At 52.6% G+C, this 13508-nt stretch carries 14 protein-coding genes; 1 reads left to right on the top strand and 13 read right to left on the bottom strand.

The window, feature by feature from the left end:
• The first annotated feature begins 98 nt into the window (after positions 1 to 98).
• Positions 99 to 1397: a glycoside hydrolase family 10-like protein gene (locus tag LVQ79_RS02095; protein ID WP_232863731.1), complete on the top strand. Its 1299-nt coding sequence runs from the start codon at positions 99 to 101 to the stop codon at positions 1395 to 1397.
• 588 nt (positions 1398 to 1985) lie between these two features.
• On the opposite strand, the gene paaY is transcribed toward LVQ79_RS02095, so the two are convergent.
• From paaY to paaA, 13 genes are all read right to left on the bottom strand, one after another.
• Complete coding sequence (gene paaY, locus LVQ79_RS02090; protein ID WP_232863730.1) at positions 1986 to 2582, bottom strand: phenylacetic acid degradation protein PaaY; 597 nt, start codon at positions 2580 to 2582, stop codon at positions 1986 to 1988.
• Positions 2583 to 2591: 9 nt separating this feature from the next.
• Positions 2592 to 3524 (bottom strand): phenylacetic acid degradation operon negative regulatory protein PaaX, encoded by a 933-nt coding sequence (paaX, locus tag LVQ79_RS02085; RefSeq protein WP_232863759.1) that lies wholly within the window; start codon positions 3522 to 3524, stop codon positions 2592 to 2594.
• Positions 3525 to 3682: 158 nt separating this feature from the next.
• Complete coding sequence (gene paaK, locus LVQ79_RS02080) at positions 3683 to 4999, bottom strand: phenylacetate--CoA ligase PaaK (protein WP_232863729.1); 1317 nt, start codon at positions 4997 to 4999, stop codon at positions 3683 to 3685.
• A gap of 22 nt (positions 5000 to 5021) precedes the next feature.
• Positions 5022 to 6230 (bottom strand): 3-oxoadipyl-CoA thiolase, encoded by a 1209-nt coding sequence (gene pcaF / locus LVQ79_RS02075; RefSeq protein WP_232863728.1) that lies wholly within the window; start codon positions 6228 to 6230, stop codon positions 5022 to 5024.
• Positions 6227 to 6652, bottom strand: coding sequence for a hydroxyphenylacetyl-CoA thioesterase PaaI (gene paaI / locus LVQ79_RS02070; RefSeq protein WP_232863727.1), 426 nt, complete (start codon positions 6650 to 6652; stop codon positions 6227 to 6229). Before paaI ends, pcaF begins: the two co-directional genes overlap by 4 nt.
• Complete coding sequence (gene paaH, locus LVQ79_RS02065; protein WP_232863726.1) at positions 6642 to 8126, bottom strand: 3-hydroxyacyl-CoA dehydrogenase PaaH; 1485 nt, start codon at positions 8124 to 8126, stop codon at positions 6642 to 6644. The genes paaI and paaH overlap by 11 nt, the downstream gene beginning before the upstream one ends.
• A complete protein-coding gene (gene paaG / locus LVQ79_RS02060) occupies positions 8126 to 8911 on the bottom strand; it encodes a 2-(1,2-epoxy-1,2-dihydrophenyl)acetyl-CoA isomerase PaaG (RefSeq protein ID WP_232863725.1) in 786 nt (261 codons plus the stop codon). Before paaG ends, paaH begins: the two co-directional genes overlap by 1 nt.
• 2 nt (positions 8912 to 8913) lie before the next feature.
• Positions 8914 to 9681 carry a 2,3-dehydroadipyl-CoA hydratase PaaF gene (gene paaF / locus LVQ79_RS02055; protein WP_232863724.1) on the bottom strand — a complete coding sequence of 256 codons (768 nt, stop codon included), beginning with the start codon at positions 9679 to 9681 and terminating at the stop codon, positions 8914 to 8916.
• Positions 9681 to 10748, bottom strand: coding sequence for a 1,2-phenylacetyl-CoA epoxidase subunit PaaE (gene paaE / locus LVQ79_RS02050; RefSeq protein ID WP_232863723.1), 1068 nt, complete (start codon positions 10746 to 10748; stop codon positions 9681 to 9683). Before paaE ends, paaF begins: the two co-directional genes overlap by 1 nt.
• A gap of 7 nt (positions 10749 to 10755) precedes the next feature.
• Entirely contained in the window at positions 10756 to 11256 is a 501-nt protein-coding gene (gene paaD / locus LVQ79_RS02045; RefSeq protein ID WP_232863722.1) for a 1,2-phenylacetyl-CoA epoxidase subunit PaaD, read from the bottom strand.
• Positions 11257 to 11266: 10 nt separating this feature from the next.
• Positions 11267 to 12022, bottom strand: a complete 756-nt coding sequence (gene paaC, locus LVQ79_RS02040) for a 1,2-phenylacetyl-CoA epoxidase subunit PaaC (RefSeq protein WP_232863721.1) — start codon at positions 12020 to 12022, stop codon at positions 11267 to 11269.
• Positions 12023 to 12030: 8 nt separating this feature from the next.
• Entirely contained in the window at positions 12031 to 12318 is a 288-nt protein-coding gene (gene paaB / locus LVQ79_RS02035) for a 1,2-phenylacetyl-CoA epoxidase subunit PaaB (protein ID WP_232863720.1), read from the bottom strand.
• Positions 12319 to 12373: 55 nt separating this feature from the next.
• Positions 12374 to 13291 carry a 1,2-phenylacetyl-CoA epoxidase subunit PaaA gene (gene paaA, locus LVQ79_RS02030; RefSeq protein WP_232863719.1) on the bottom strand — a complete coding sequence of 306 codons (918 nt, stop codon included), beginning with the start codon at positions 13289 to 13291 and terminating at the stop codon, positions 12374 to 12376.
• Between the last annotated feature and the right edge of the window lie 217 nt (positions 13292 to 13508).

Below are 13508 nucleotides of genomic sequence, written 5' to 3'. Positions count from 1 at the left end.
ATCATTGACTTAAATGCGAATCAGAAGAGAATATTCGTTCCTGACTATGTGCCGAAAAAATGGAGTCTACCATCAGCCGCTCTCGTAGCTTTCCGCTTATGACAAGAAAAGTGAAAACGTCAGGCGCCTTTGTTATCGCCGCTATGTTACTTGCCAGCTGTTCTTCAAAACCACCGGTCTCACTCGTGACCCCAGTGACTAAACAGACGCATCCGGCATCGCCTTCGCAAAATAAAGAACCAGTACGAGGCGTATGGCTCGCAACAGTATCTCGTCTTGATTGGCCCCCTGTTGCATCAGTAAATCCCAACAACGCTTCCACTCGCGTTAGCCAGCAACAGCAAGCGCTAAAAAACAAATTAGATAATCTGAAAAGTCTTGGAATTAATACCGTATTTTTCCAGATCAAACCCGATGCCACAGCGCTTTGGCAATCAAAAATTTTGCCATGGTCAGATGTACTGACGGGAAAAATTGGTGAAGATCCAGGTTACGACCCACTGCAATTTATGCTCGATGAAGCACACAAGCGCGGTATAAAAGTTCACGCCTGGCTTAACCCTTACCGTGTTTCCACAAATACCAAACCGTCGACCGTTGCAGAACTCAACAACACTTTGTCGGACCAGCCACCGAGCGTGTTCGTGCTGCATCGTGACTGGATTCGTACATCAGGCGATCGTTATGTATTAGATCCTGGGATTCCGGAAGTTCGTGACTGGATTACCAGCGTCGTTGCTGAAGTGGTATCGCGTTATGACGTTGATGGCGTGCAGTTTGATGACTACTTCTATACAGAATCCCCAGGGTCCTTCATCAACGACAACCCGACATTCCAAAAATATGGCCAGGGATTTGATTCAAAAGCGGACTGGCGTCGGCACAACACGCAGCAATTAATTGAACAAGTTTCTCGCACTATCAAACAGTTAAAGCCGGGTGTTGAATTTGGTGTGAGCCCTGCTGGCGTATGGCGTAACCGTTCATTTGATCCGGCTGGTTCCGATACCAGAGGTGCAGCGGCATATGATGAATCTTTTGCTGATACACGAAAGTGGGTGCAACAGGGCCTATTGGATTACATCGCCCCGCAGTTGTACTGGCCATTCGCGCGAGATGCCGCCCGGTATGATGTGCTCGCAAAATGGTGGGCCGACGTGGTGAAACCAACAAATACGCGGCTCTATATTGGCGTTGCGCTCTACAAAATCGGCGAACCGTCCAGGAAAGAGCCGGACTGGACTGTAAATGGTGGTGTACCCGAGCTGAAAAAACAGCTCGATCTGAACGAATCTTTGCCACAAATCAGCGGCACCATTTTGTTCAGAGAGAATAATCTTAACCAGCCACAGACCAGGGAAGCCGTTAGCTACCTTAAAAACCGCTGGGGCAGTTAATATCTACTATATAACCTATTGAATAAAATGGGTTTGTTTTAAAATAGCGTCGCTACGTGAATTCTGCTGTTTTGGCAGTACATCGGTGCAGCAGAATTCACGTAAATGCATCAAAAAATTGGGCTTCATTTATTCCCAACATGAGACAGCGTTGCCCAACTCTTCTTGTATCCCCACTGCGGTTCAAAAACGCCAATCGAAATAGTCTTATTTTGTTCAGCGATTAGCATATCAATTCAGCCGTATTAATTATTTGTTATATTTAATTATGATATGAATATTAATTGAGCAATATTGAGGAGAATGTGAAGGGGATGAAATTGAGTTTTATCTGGTTGTTCCAGTTTTATATCAACCGATAATCACTGGTAATGTTAACAGTGAGAAACGGTTTTAATCATGAAGAAATTTGCATTAATTATCAGTAGTATAGTAATTATCATGAGTCTGTCTGGCTGTATTTACAGGGATGGAGGCCATCACCACGGCTGGCATCATCATCATTATCGCTAATTAAAAATAAACCCCGGAATAATCCGAGGCTATTTATTTAACCGTTAGGGAAGTGACTACACTTCCCTATTATTCTTAATTGTTGGGTTTTACACTGTAACCCGCACCAACCGTTTTTTCGTGACGGTTTGGCTCAACTTCGCGCAGCGGTTCAACCTGGTGCATCGTTTGCTGGCAGCGGATTACCAGATCCTGATACTCACGTGTTCCGTGCTTTTTCCACTCAATCTCATCCGCTCGCAACTCGCGAACCACTTTTGCCGGACTGCCGAGGATCATCTGGTTGGCGCCAAACTCGGCCCGTGCTTTAACAAAAGCGGCAGCGCCGACAATACTGTTCTCACCGATCTGCGCCCCATCAAGGATCACCGCATTCATGCCGACCAGCGCATTTTTGCCAATTAAGCAGCCGTGCAGAATTGCACCGTGGCCGATATGCCCGTCTTCTTCAACCACTGTGTCCTGTTCGGGGAAACCGTGCATCACACAGTTATCTTGTACATTCGCCCCATCTTTGACGATGATGCGCCCAAAATCGCCACGTAAACTGGCATTCGGGCCGATATACACGCGATGGCCAAGAATCACATCACCAATCAGCACCGCCGTTGGATGTACGTAGCTATCTTCAGGTACCACGGGGATGAGTCCATCAATTTGATATACGGGCATAATTTCTCCTTACGGCTTCAGGCTGAGTCCACCAAAACGCTGGAAATAACCGCTTCCCGGCTGTGGCAAGTCTCCTACTGAGGTTTCACCATGTTCGCTAACAAAAGCCAGTGCCTCTGGTGCAACACGCTGATAAATGTTGATACACAGCTGGCGGGCGCTTTGCCCCAGCCAGTGCGGCGGCAGTAATTCATCAGGAAGCAATGGGTCTTTCAGCACGACGCGGCGGTAGAAATGGATAAGCAAAAGTTGAATCTGGAAGCAACGTAGCGGTGTAAGTTCGCTTGCATCTGCCTCACGCAATAACGGCAACAACGGGCGAAACGAGTTTATAAACTCGCCATAACGCTCGTTTTTATCGGTGAGTAACCAGCACTCTTCCACGCGGGCTTTGAGTGCGGTTTTGGAAGTTTGAAGCGGTGAACTGGCTTCAAAACAGATAACGTTATCCGCCACACCAGCTTCATGCAGTAGATTTTGTACATCGGCAAGATTTTGCGAAGGCGATGCCATCAGACTTGGGGCCAGTGTGCCAAACCCTTGCCAGATAAGCTGATTTTTCACTTGTTGCAGCGTGCTTTTTTCAAGCCCTTCAGAGAGCAAAAGCAGCCACTTACCGTCCCATTCAGGTTGCCCCGCACGGTAGATTTTCGCTTCCGCCCGGCGAGTCATGCGCTGGCCCATTTCTGTCAGGCGATAAAAACTACGCCGCCCTACGCGCTCCACATCCAGCCAGCCCTCTTTATTAAGTCTGAACAGTGAAGTACGGACAAAACGCTCACCAAAACCCAGCGACTCAAGCATTGTGGCAAGGCTTCCGAGCCAGATTTCACCGCCGCGATGCGCCAGCGCATCACCGTATAAAGAGACGATCAGTGACGTTCCGCTTATAGGAACGGCACTGACCGCCTGCTCTATAAACTGTTCCAGTTTGTTGTTCATCATCTTCCAGAAATTCCGTGTTTAAAGCTCATTACCAAAAACATAGCATAAGAAAGATAATAAAAATTATGTCACTAACAATGTGATTCACATTTTTGCATTTATAGTTTTTTATGGAGTGCATGGCGGATAAGTGCTGTGCCACCCGCCATTGTCTGTTATTGGTTCGCAGCCTGGCGTAAATCACAAACGCGAGTCGCTTTTCCTTCCGAACGAGGCAAACTGCCGCAATTCACAATGCTGATATCGGTTGAAATCCCCACCATCGACTTAATTTGGTGGCGCAACTGGTGGCATACGGAACAACGCTGTTCATGGCTTAAATGCAAACTGCTCTCTTTGAGCTCAACTTTCACTGCCAGCGTATCGAGATGGCCATCGCGATGCACTTCCAATTGGTAATGTGGTGCCAGGTGCTCGAACTTCACGATTTCCTCTTCCAACTGCGATGGGAACACATTCACACCACGGATGATGAGCATGTCGTCTGAACGCCCGGTGATGCGGTCCATGCGTCGCATGGTTCGGGCTGTTCCTGGCAGTAAACGCGTCAGGTCGCGAGTACGATAACGAATCACCGGCAGCGCTTCTTTGGTCAGCGTAGTGAACAGCAACTCGCCCTGCTCGCCATCGTCGAGCACAGCACCGCTTATCGGGTTAACGATTTCTGGGTAGAAATGATCTTCCCAGATTGTCGGCCCGTCGGTGGTTTCCAGGCACTCCATCGCCACGCCCGGGCCCATCACTTCTGACAGACCGTAAATATCCAGCGCGGTAATGCCGAGGCGGCGTTCAATTTCCCGGCGCATAGCATGGGTCCAGGGTTCTGCGCCAAATACACCGACGCGCAGCGAACAATCGCGGGCATCGCCCCCCATCTGGCGCTCCAGCTCTTCAATCAGGTTCAGGCACCATGATGGCGTGACCATAATCATGTCAGGGCGAAAATCGCGGATCAGTTGCGCCTGCTTCTCAGTTTGCCCACCGGACATCGGAATAACGGTCGCCCCGAGGCGCTCAGCGCCATAATGCGCGCCCAGCCCGCCGGTAAATAGCCCGTAACCATAAGCGATATGAATTTTATCTTTCGGCGTACCGCCAGCCGCACGTAGCGAACGGGCGACAATATCGGCCCAGGTATCAATATCTTTCTGTGTGTAGCCGACTACCGTAGGTTTCCCGGTAGTGCCGGATGAGGCATGAATACGTACAACCTGCTCCATTGGCACAGCGAAAGTGTCGAATGGATAGTTGTCGCGCAGATCTTGTTTAGTCGTGTAGGGAAAAAGCCGAATGTCTTTCAGCTCTTTAAAATCATCAGGATGCACACCCACCGCATCAAATTTGCGTTTGTACATCGGCACATTGTTATAAGCGTGATTAAGAGTCCATTTCATTCGCTGCGTTTGTAAAGCCTGCAGCTCATCAACTGACGCGGTTTCAATCGGTTCCAGCTTTGTAGTAGAGGTTATCATTATAGGATACTCGCAGGGTTGATTAGCTCACACGCTCAAGGATCAGGGCAATGCCCTGGCCAACACCGATACACATCGTACACAGGGCATAGCGCCCTTTGCGGCGATGAAGTTCGTGGCTGGCGGCAAGCGCCAGTCGGGCTCCACTCATACCTAACGGATGGCCTAACGCAATCGCACCGCCGTTGGGGTTAACATGTGGGGTGTCGTCAGGCAGCCCTAACTGTCGTAATACCCCCAAAGCTTGCGCGGCAAAGGCCTCATTCAGTTCGATAACATCCATATCGTTGATGGAAAGCCCTGCGAGCTCCAGCACCTTGCGGGTTGCGGGAACTGGCCCAAGGCCCATCAATCGCGGCTCAACGCCTGCGGTCGCCATCGCCACAATGCGTGTTTTCGGCGTTAAACCGTGGCGCTGTGCAGCGGACGCACTGGCGATAATCAGCGCGGCGGCACCGTCGTTAACACCGGATGCATTCCCCGCCGTAATCACGCCGTTTTGGCGAAATGGCGCTTTCAGTTCATTCAGTTGTTGCAGCGTTGTTTCCGGGCGCGGATGTTCGTCTTCGCGAATTTCAGTCACCACACCTTTTTTACCCTTGAGCTGCACAGGCACAATTTCCTGCGCCAGAATGCCATTTTCGCGAGCGAGCTGTGCACGTTGCTGGCTGCGCCATGCAAAAGCATCTTGATCGTCGCGGCTTATATTTAACAACTCCGCTACATTCTCTGCCGTTTCTGGCATGCTGTCAGTACCAAAGTGTTCAGCCATGAGCGGGTTCACAAAACGCCAGCCAATCGTGGTATCGAACATTTGCGCCTGGCGCTGAAACGGTGTGTTGGCCTTGCCCATCACGAATGGGGCGCGTGACATCGACTCCACGCCGCCGGCAATCATCAGTTCGGCATCACCCGCTTTAATGGCACGCGCCGCCATGCCTAACGCATCCAGGCCGGAGCCGCATAACCGGTTAATCGTGGTACCGGAAATAGCCTGTGGCAGCCCGGCGAGGAGTGTCGCCATTCGCGCCACGTTACGGTTATCTTCCCCTGCCTGGTTGGCGCAGCCGAGAATCACATCGTCTACTGCATTCCAGTCAAGGTTCGGATAACGAGCCATCAGTTCTTTTAGCGGGATCGCGGCAAGATCATCGGCACGAACTGACGAGAGTGCGCCGCCGTAACGGCCAATGGGCGTGCGTACCCCGTCACAGATAAAGGCATCTTTCATAATTTGGCTCCGGATAATGTTGTGCCAATACGGTGCGAACGCCCGCGAAACAGGGCGATTGTTTTCTCATCCTGATTGATAATTTCAATGTCGTAGACGCCGGTTTGTTTCCCCTGAGTACGCACCTGAGCTGTCGCCGTCAGCACATCACCTGCTTTTCCAGGTCGAACGAAATCGATACTGCAGCCGGAAGCCACAGCTGCCAGACCTTGACTGTTGCAGGCATAGGCAAACGCAGTATCAGCCAGCGTAAAAAGTTGTCCGCCATGACAGGTTTTGTGGCCGTTAAGCATCGCGTCGGTGATGGTCATCGTCAGGCGTGCAAACCCTTCGCCCATTTCCTGAATCTCAATTTCCATCTGCTGCGCACAGTTGTCGCGAGCGTACATTTCCCGGGCATTCGCCCATGCATTAGTGCTCATGTTGTGTCTCCAGAAGTGTGCGTTGGCGCAGCAGTGACGTTGGGCGGTAACGTTCCTCGCCGTAATGTTGTTGCAGATTTTCCAGCAGGCGCAGCACCTGTTGCCAGCCGAGTTCAGCCCCCCACGTAAGCGGGCCGTGAGGATAATTCCCCCCAAGGCGCATCGCGGTGTCGATATCCTCTTCACTGGCGACACCCTTTTGTGCAGCATCGGTCGCTTCGTTTGCCAGCATCGCTACAGTGCGCCAGACCAACATTCCAGGATAATCATTGATCATCAGTACCTGTTTGCCCTGCTGCTGGAAGAAATGAACCGCTTTGGCGGTCTGTTGCGCGGTGTTACTGGCTGCGGCTGCCAGCACAATCAATGGCGAGCGCTGCCAATCATTAACCAGGTCAAGCAGCACTACCGGGCGCTGCAAGCGTTTAGCCAGTTGAGTCGCTGTTTCGCCTTGCGTTACCTGCACCAGAACATCGTCCAGTTCAAGATAAGAATCAGTGACACTGTCACTAGAATGATGATTGTTCAGCCATGCTGCGTAACCATGGTGCCGGATGTCCTGTGCACATGACTCAGCGGTTTCTACGGGCTGGTAAGGTAATGATTCGTTGAGTGGCCAACTGTAAACCCCCTGCCCAGTTTTCTTGCCAAGGCGCTTACCAAATACCAGCTCCTGCTGGATAAGCGACGGTAAAAAGCGGCGCTCTTGCCAGAAACCGTTGAACACCGAACAGGTCACGGCAAAGTTCACGTCCTGGCCAATCAAATCAGTTAACGCCAGCGGCCCCATCGGAAACCCGCCGCAGTCGCGCAGCGCCGCATCAATCACGCCAGCCGGAGCCACCTGTTCCTCCAGTGCGCGCCAGGCCTCTGCATAAAATGGGCGCGCCACGCGGTTAACGATAAACCCAGGCGTTGAGTGGCAACGCACCGGTTGTTTCCCCCAGCGCAATGCCAGCTCAGTCAGGCTCTCCAGCACCGCCGGCGCGGTTTCCAGTCCACTCACCACTTCCACCAGTTTCATTACTGGTGCCGGGTTAAAGAAATGCAGCCCTGCCACGCGTTGTGGTTGTGGAATGCCACTGGCAATCGCAGTAATGGAAATCGACGATGTATTGCTGGCAAAAATCGCCTCTGCTGAACAGAACTCTGCTAGCTCTTTGAAGATTGCCTGTTTGATGTCGATTTGTTCGGCTGCGGCCTCAATGACCAGCGCCGCATCCGCCAGTTCACTGATGCTTTGTGCGGCGTTTAAACGGCTTTCAACGTCATGCTTTTCGGACGCCGTCAGTTTGCCCTTAGCCATGCGGGCACTCAGTGCTGTGGCAATTGCGTCAATGGCACGCGCCGCAGCGCCGGGTTGAATATCATAAATTCTGACCTGATGCCCAGCCTGAGCGGCAACCTGCGCAATGCCAGCCCCCATGGTGCCGCCGCCAATCACGGCAATAATTGATTGTGGTGTCAGCATCATCATTTCCCCTTAAACACCGGTGTGCGTTTAGCCAGAAATGCCGACACCCCTTCGCGGTAATCTTCGCTACGTCCGGCCAGGCGCTGGTAATCGCGCTCCAGATCCAACTGCTGCGAGAGCGTATTTGTTTCGGAAGCGTTCAGTGCCTTCTTCACCAGTCCCAGACCAAAGGTTGGCTGGCTGGCAAAATGCACGGCGAGCTGGCGAGCGGTATCGTTGAGTGCTTCATCATCAACTACTTGCCAGATCATGCCCCACTGCAAGGCTAGCTCGGCGCTAAGTTTGTCACCCAGTAACGCCAGCCCCATGGCCCGCGCACGTCCGGCAAGGCGCGGCAAATACCAGGTACCGCCGCAATCAGGAACGAGGCCTAATTTGCTAAAAGACATAATGAAGTTTGCCGAACGTGCCGCAATCACCATATCGCAGCCCAGTGCAAGCGTTGCCCCGGCCCCTGCGGCGACACCGTTTACCGCGGCAATAACCGGTTTTGGTAATGCGGCCAGGCGCTTAATCAGCGGGTTGTAGAAATTCTCAACCGAAGTGCCTAAATCTGGTGCAGCTCCGCTTGGGTCAACATTGCGGTCATTGAGATCTTGTCCGGCACAAAACGCACGGCCCGCGCCAGTTATCAGCAGGCAGCGAATGGTGTCGTCACGTTCGACTTGCGTCAGCACATCGGCAAGCTGGCGGTGCATTTCGTCATTAAAACTGTTCAGGCGCTCCGGGCGGTTTAAAATCAGTGTCATCACGCCGTTTTGCACATCGCTAACAATGAATGTCATGGTTATCGTCCTTTAAACGCAGCGGGTCGTTTTTCGAGGAATGCAGCAATGCCTTCCTGGCGGTCTTCGGTGGCTGCAAGCAGCGTGAAAAGCTGCCGTTCATGAGTTAAGCCCTGGCTGAGTGACAGTTCATGTGCCTGGCGCAACGCCGTTTTCGCCGCCTGTAATGCCAGCGGCGCATGTTGTGCGATGCGGGCCGCCAGCTTCTCGCTGTATTCAAGCGTTAACGCCGCAGGGCAGATATCTGCAACCAGTCCGGCTTGTAGCGCCTGCTGCGCGGTGATGGTTTCGCCCGTCAACACCATTTTGTAGGCCAGCGCTTTGCCGACACTACGAATCAAACGTTGCGTGCCACCCGCACCAGGCATAATGCCGAGGGTGATTTCCGGTAGGCCAAAGCGTGCGTTGTCACCCGCGATTACGATGTCGCACAACATCGCCAACTCGCACCCTGCGCCTAGTGCATAACCATTTACAGTTGCGAGTAACGGCTTGTTAAAACGTTCGATACGCGCCCAAAGCTGTGGCCTTGGATCGTTAAGCGTGGCGGGCATATCACGGCTCGCCATCTCCTTTAAGTCAGCACCGGCAGCAAAAAATCGCTCGTTGCCGGAAATAACCACCGTGCCAATACTTTCGTCGTTTTGAGCACTTTCCAGTGACAGGGCAATTTGCTCGAGCAGTGAGTTGTTTAACGCATTACGCGCCTGCGGACGGTTTAACGTCAGCGTCAGTACGCGCCCGTTCAGGCTAACCAATAGTTCGCTCATCACAGCCCCTGCGCATCAAAGTCGAGCACCACGTCGTCACCTTTCGGCAGCGCCTGGCAACTAAGGATGTAACCCGCCGCCAGTTGATCTGGCTCGAGACTGTAATTGACACCCATCTCCACCTCTCCGCTCACCACTTTGCAACGGCAGGTGGCGCACACCCCGCCTTTGCAGGCGTATGGCAAATCCGCGCCCTGGCGCAAAGCCGCGTCGAGAATGCTTTCGTCATGGGAGTCGAGGGTGATTTTGCGGTCGCGTCCGTCCTGGCGAATCGTTACCATTTTACCTGCCGCCAGTTCACGGCGGCGCAAGCTCGGTGTAGAGCCTGGCGTGTTGAAGTGCTCGATAAAAATGTTTTCAGCTGCGACGCCCATCTCCAGCAGTGCCGCTTCAGTTTCTTGCATCATGCTTTGCGGGCCGCAAATAAAGGTACGGTTAAAGCCTTTTAAATTGAGCAAGTTGTCGCCCAGTGCTTTGATTTTTGCGCCGTCTAATCGCCCGCTGAGCAGCTCACTTTCCTGCACTTCCTGGCTGAACAGGTAGATCAGTTGCAAGCGTTGTGGATAACGGTCTTTCAAGTCGGCAAGCGCCTGGCGGAACATCATGCTGCGGCTACTGCGATTACCGTAAACCAGAGTCACGCGGCTATTCGTTTCGGTGGCAAGCGTGGCTGTGACAATCGCCAACATTGGCGTAATGCCGGAGCCGACTGCCAGCGCCAGATAATTACCCTCTGTTTCAGGCTGCGGCTGGTAGCCGAATGTTCCCTGTGGGATCATCACGTCCATCGCCATACCAGCCACCAAATCGCTCACCGCATATTGCGAAAAGCGCCCGCCGTCGATGGCTTTGACCGCCACACAGATTTCGCCGGGTTGCTCAGCGCGACAAATGGAATAACAGCGGCGTAACTCCTCGCCACCGAGGCGAGTTTTTAGGGTCAAATGCTGGCCAGGTTTGAAAGTAAAGTGCGTCTGTAACTCCCCTGGCACTTCAAAAGTGATGGCCACCGCTTCAGGAGTTTCCTGCTCAATGCGCGCCACCTTTAGCGAATGAAACGTTGTCATGGCTACCTCAAATACATTTAAAGTAATCAAAGGGTTCGCGGCAGCTGTCGCAGCGGTATAACGCTTTGCAGGCCGTGGAACCGAATTCGCTGATAAGCGAGGTGTGCAAACTGCCGCAGCGTGGACAAACCACGTCACCACTCACGGATGATGCGTGGCAAGCATGGCCCTGCGGTGGACTGATGCCATATTCACGCAGCCGCGTTTTGGCTGATGGCGTCATCCAGTCGGTCGTCCATGCTGGATGAAGCACCTGCTCGATGTGCACCGGGCGCAGCTGCGCGTCTTCCATCGCTTCATGAATTGCCGCCAGCAAAAAATCGGTTGCCGGGCAGCCGGAATACGTTGGCGTGAAACCGATGTGCCACCCGTCATCACGGTGGTGAACGCTGCGCACCATGCCCAGATCGGTGATAGTCAGCACCGGGATTTCCGGGTCGCTGATCTGCCCAAGGATGCGCCATACATCGCGGGTCTGCGCCGGTTCAACCACATCGAGAATTTGCATGTTTACCTCATTACCATTGCTGATTGGGGTATGCGCGTTGCAGGTACTGCATTTCTGCCAGCAGCGGGCCAAGATGCTCGGTATGAAGCCCCTGTTTGCCGCCGGTGCGATATTGCGCTTCTTGTGGCTTGACCAGTGCTGCATCCCTTAATCCGCCAAACACTTCTTCTTCCCACGCGGCTTTCAGCGTGCGTGGGTCAACGCCTATTCCCTGCTGTGCCAGCTCGATTTCCAGCTCATCGGCATGAAACATTTCGCCGCTAAAGCGCCACAGTTTGTTGAGCGCCTGCTGAATTTTGTGCTGAGAAACTTCAGTGCCGTTGCCCAGACGCACTAACCAACCACGGCTAAAGCGCAGGTGGTATCGCACCTCTTTGATGGCTTTCGCGGCAATTGCAGCCAGTTGGCGGTCGCGGCTTTGTGCCAGTTGGCTGAACAGTTCGACATGCCAGGCATCCAGCAGATACTGGCGTGCCAGGGTGTCGGCAAAATCCCCATTCGGCTGTTCTGCCAGTAGTAAATTGTGGAACTCACGCTCATCGCGGCCAAAAGCCAGTTTGTCTTCATCAAACTGGTCGCCCTGAAGTTCGGCGGCGTAAGTCAGGAAATTGCGCGCCTGGCCGAGTAAATCCAGGCCGATGTTCGCCAGCGCGAGATCAATCTCCAGTTCTGGTGCATGCCCACACCAGGCACTTAGTCTCTGTGCCAGCACCAGGCTAGTGTCGCCAAGACGCAAGGTATAAGTGGTTAACGGGGAATTAGTCATGTCACGCCTCACATGTGCTCGATGCCATCAGGGATGGCGTAGAATGTTGGGTGGCGATAAATCTTTGTTTCAGCAGGGTCAAAGAAGGCGCCGCGCTCTTCGGGTTGTGAGGCGATGATTTCGCTCGCTTTTACCACCCAGATTGAGCAGCCTTCGGCTCTACGTGTGTAGGCGTCACGGGCGTTTTCCAGCGCCATTTGTTGGTCTGCGGCATGCAGGCTACCGACGTGGCGGTGCGATAATCCTTGTTTGCTGCGAATAAACACTTCGTATAATGGCCAGTGAACATTGCTCATAAATTGATCCTTCATATCTGATGTAAATGATGAATGACGCTAGCGCTTATCCACCCTACAAATTCTGTTTTTCTGCGTACGCCAGCGCCGCTTCACGAACCCATGCACCCTCTTCCCACGCTTTGCGCTTGGCGCTCAAACGCTCTTCGTTGCACAACCCGCGCCCGGCAATCACTTCGTTAAATTCATGCCAGTCGATTTCGCCGAATTCGTAATGCCCGGTGGCTTCGTTGAACGTAAGATCGCTATCCGGTACTGTCATGCCGAGCATTTCCACTTGCGGCACGGTGTTGTCGACAAAGCGTTGGCGCAGTTCATCATTGCCAAATCGTTTAATTTTCCATGCAAGGCTTTGGGCGCTGTTCGGGGAGTTGTCGTCGTTTGGACCAAACATCATCAATGCAGGCCACCAGAAACGGTTGATCGCGTCTTGCAACATCTGGCGCTGCTCTTCGCTACCCTGTGCCAGCACCATGCAGGCTTCAAAACCCTGGCGTTGATGGAAGCTCTCTTCTTTGCAGATCTTCACCATGGCGCGGGCATACGGGCCGTATGACGTGCGGCACAGTGCCACCTGATTTACGATCGCCGCGCCATCAACCAGCCAGCCAATCACACCGATATCGGCCCAGTTCAGCGTCGGGTAGTTAAAGATGGATGAGTATTTCATCTTGCCGTCGAGCATCTTCTGGTAGATGTCTTCTCGCGCGCAGCCCAGTGTTTCCGCCGCGCTGTAGAGATAAAGCCCGTGTCCGGCTTCGTCCTGCACTTTTGCCAGCAAAATTGCTTTGCGTTTCAGGCTCGGTGCGCGAGTCAGCCAGTTACCTTCCGGCAGCATGCCGACAATCTCAGAATGGGCGTGCTGCCCAATCTGTCGAATCAGCGTCTTGCGATATTCATCCGGCATCCAGTCCTGGGGTTCAATCGCGACTTCCTGTGCGATTCGCTCATCAAAACGGCGTAGTTCTGTCACGGCATCACCCTTTATGATTCAAAATTAATTCACTAAATGCGGTTTTGTGAATCACTTAATACGTTAAAGTTACAGATAAGTTAAGCGTAACAGCAAAAATAACACGTATGCTTTGTGAGCGTTATCACGATAAATTTTCACAAACTCTTATTATTCAAATGAATATGATTTCAGTGACAACGACCACTAATCACATTGTTAATAAATTATTAAATTA

Source organism: Buttiauxella cochleicola, assembly GCF_021282405.1.
Lineage (GTDB): Bacteria > Pseudomonadota > Gammaproteobacteria > Enterobacterales > Enterobacteriaceae > Buttiauxella > Buttiauxella massiliensis.
This window is presented reverse-complemented; position numbering and strand designations above follow the sequence as displayed.

Excerpts from the sequence above, each read along its gene's own strand:
- LVQ79_RS02095 (WP_232863731.1), top strand. The coding sequence starts at position 99 with ATGACAAGAAAAGTGAAAACGTCAGGCGCCTTTGTTATCGCCGCTATG.
- paaY (WP_232863730.1), bottom strand. The coding sequence starts at position 2,582 with ATGCCCGTATATCAAATTGATGGACTCATCCCCGTGGTACCTGAAGAT.
- paaX (WP_232863759.1), bottom strand. The coding sequence starts at position 3,524 with ATGAACAACAAACTGGAACAGTTTATAGAGCAGGCGGTCAGTGCCGTT.
- paaK (WP_232863729.1), bottom strand. The coding sequence starts at position 4,999 with ATGATAACCTCTACTACAAAGCTGGAACCGATTGAAACCGCGTCAGTT.
- pcaF (WP_232863728.1), bottom strand. The coding sequence starts at position 6,230 with ATGAAAGATGCCTTTATCTGTGACGGGGTACGCACGCCCATTGGCCGT.
- paaI (WP_232863727.1), bottom strand. The coding sequence starts at position 6,652 with ATGAGCACTAATGCATGGGCGAATGCCCGGGAAATGTACGCTCGCGAC.
- paaH (WP_232863726.1), bottom strand. The coding sequence starts at position 8,126 with ATGATGCTGACACCACAATCAATTATTGCCGTGATTGGCGGCGGCACC.
- paaG (WP_232863725.1), bottom strand. The coding sequence starts at position 8,911 with ATGACATTCATTGTTAGCGATGTGCAAAACGGCGTGATGACACTGATT.
- paaF (WP_232863724.1), bottom strand. The coding sequence starts at position 9,681 with ATGAGCGAACTATTGGTTAGCCTGAACGGGCGCGTACTGACGCTGACG.
- paaE (WP_232863723.1), bottom strand. The coding sequence starts at position 10,748 with ATGACAACGTTTCATTCGCTAAAGGTGGCGCGCATTGAGCAGGAAACT.
- paaD (WP_232863722.1), bottom strand. The coding sequence starts at position 11,256 with ATGCAAATTCTCGATGTGGTTGAACCGGCGCAGACCCGCGATGTATGG.
- paaC (WP_232863721.1), bottom strand. The coding sequence starts at position 12,022 with ATGACTAATTCCCCGTTAACCACTTATACCTTGCGTCTTGGCGACACT.
- paaB (WP_232863720.1), bottom strand. The coding sequence starts at position 12,318 with ATGAGCAATGTTCACTGGCCATTATACGAAGTGTTTATTCGCAGCAAA.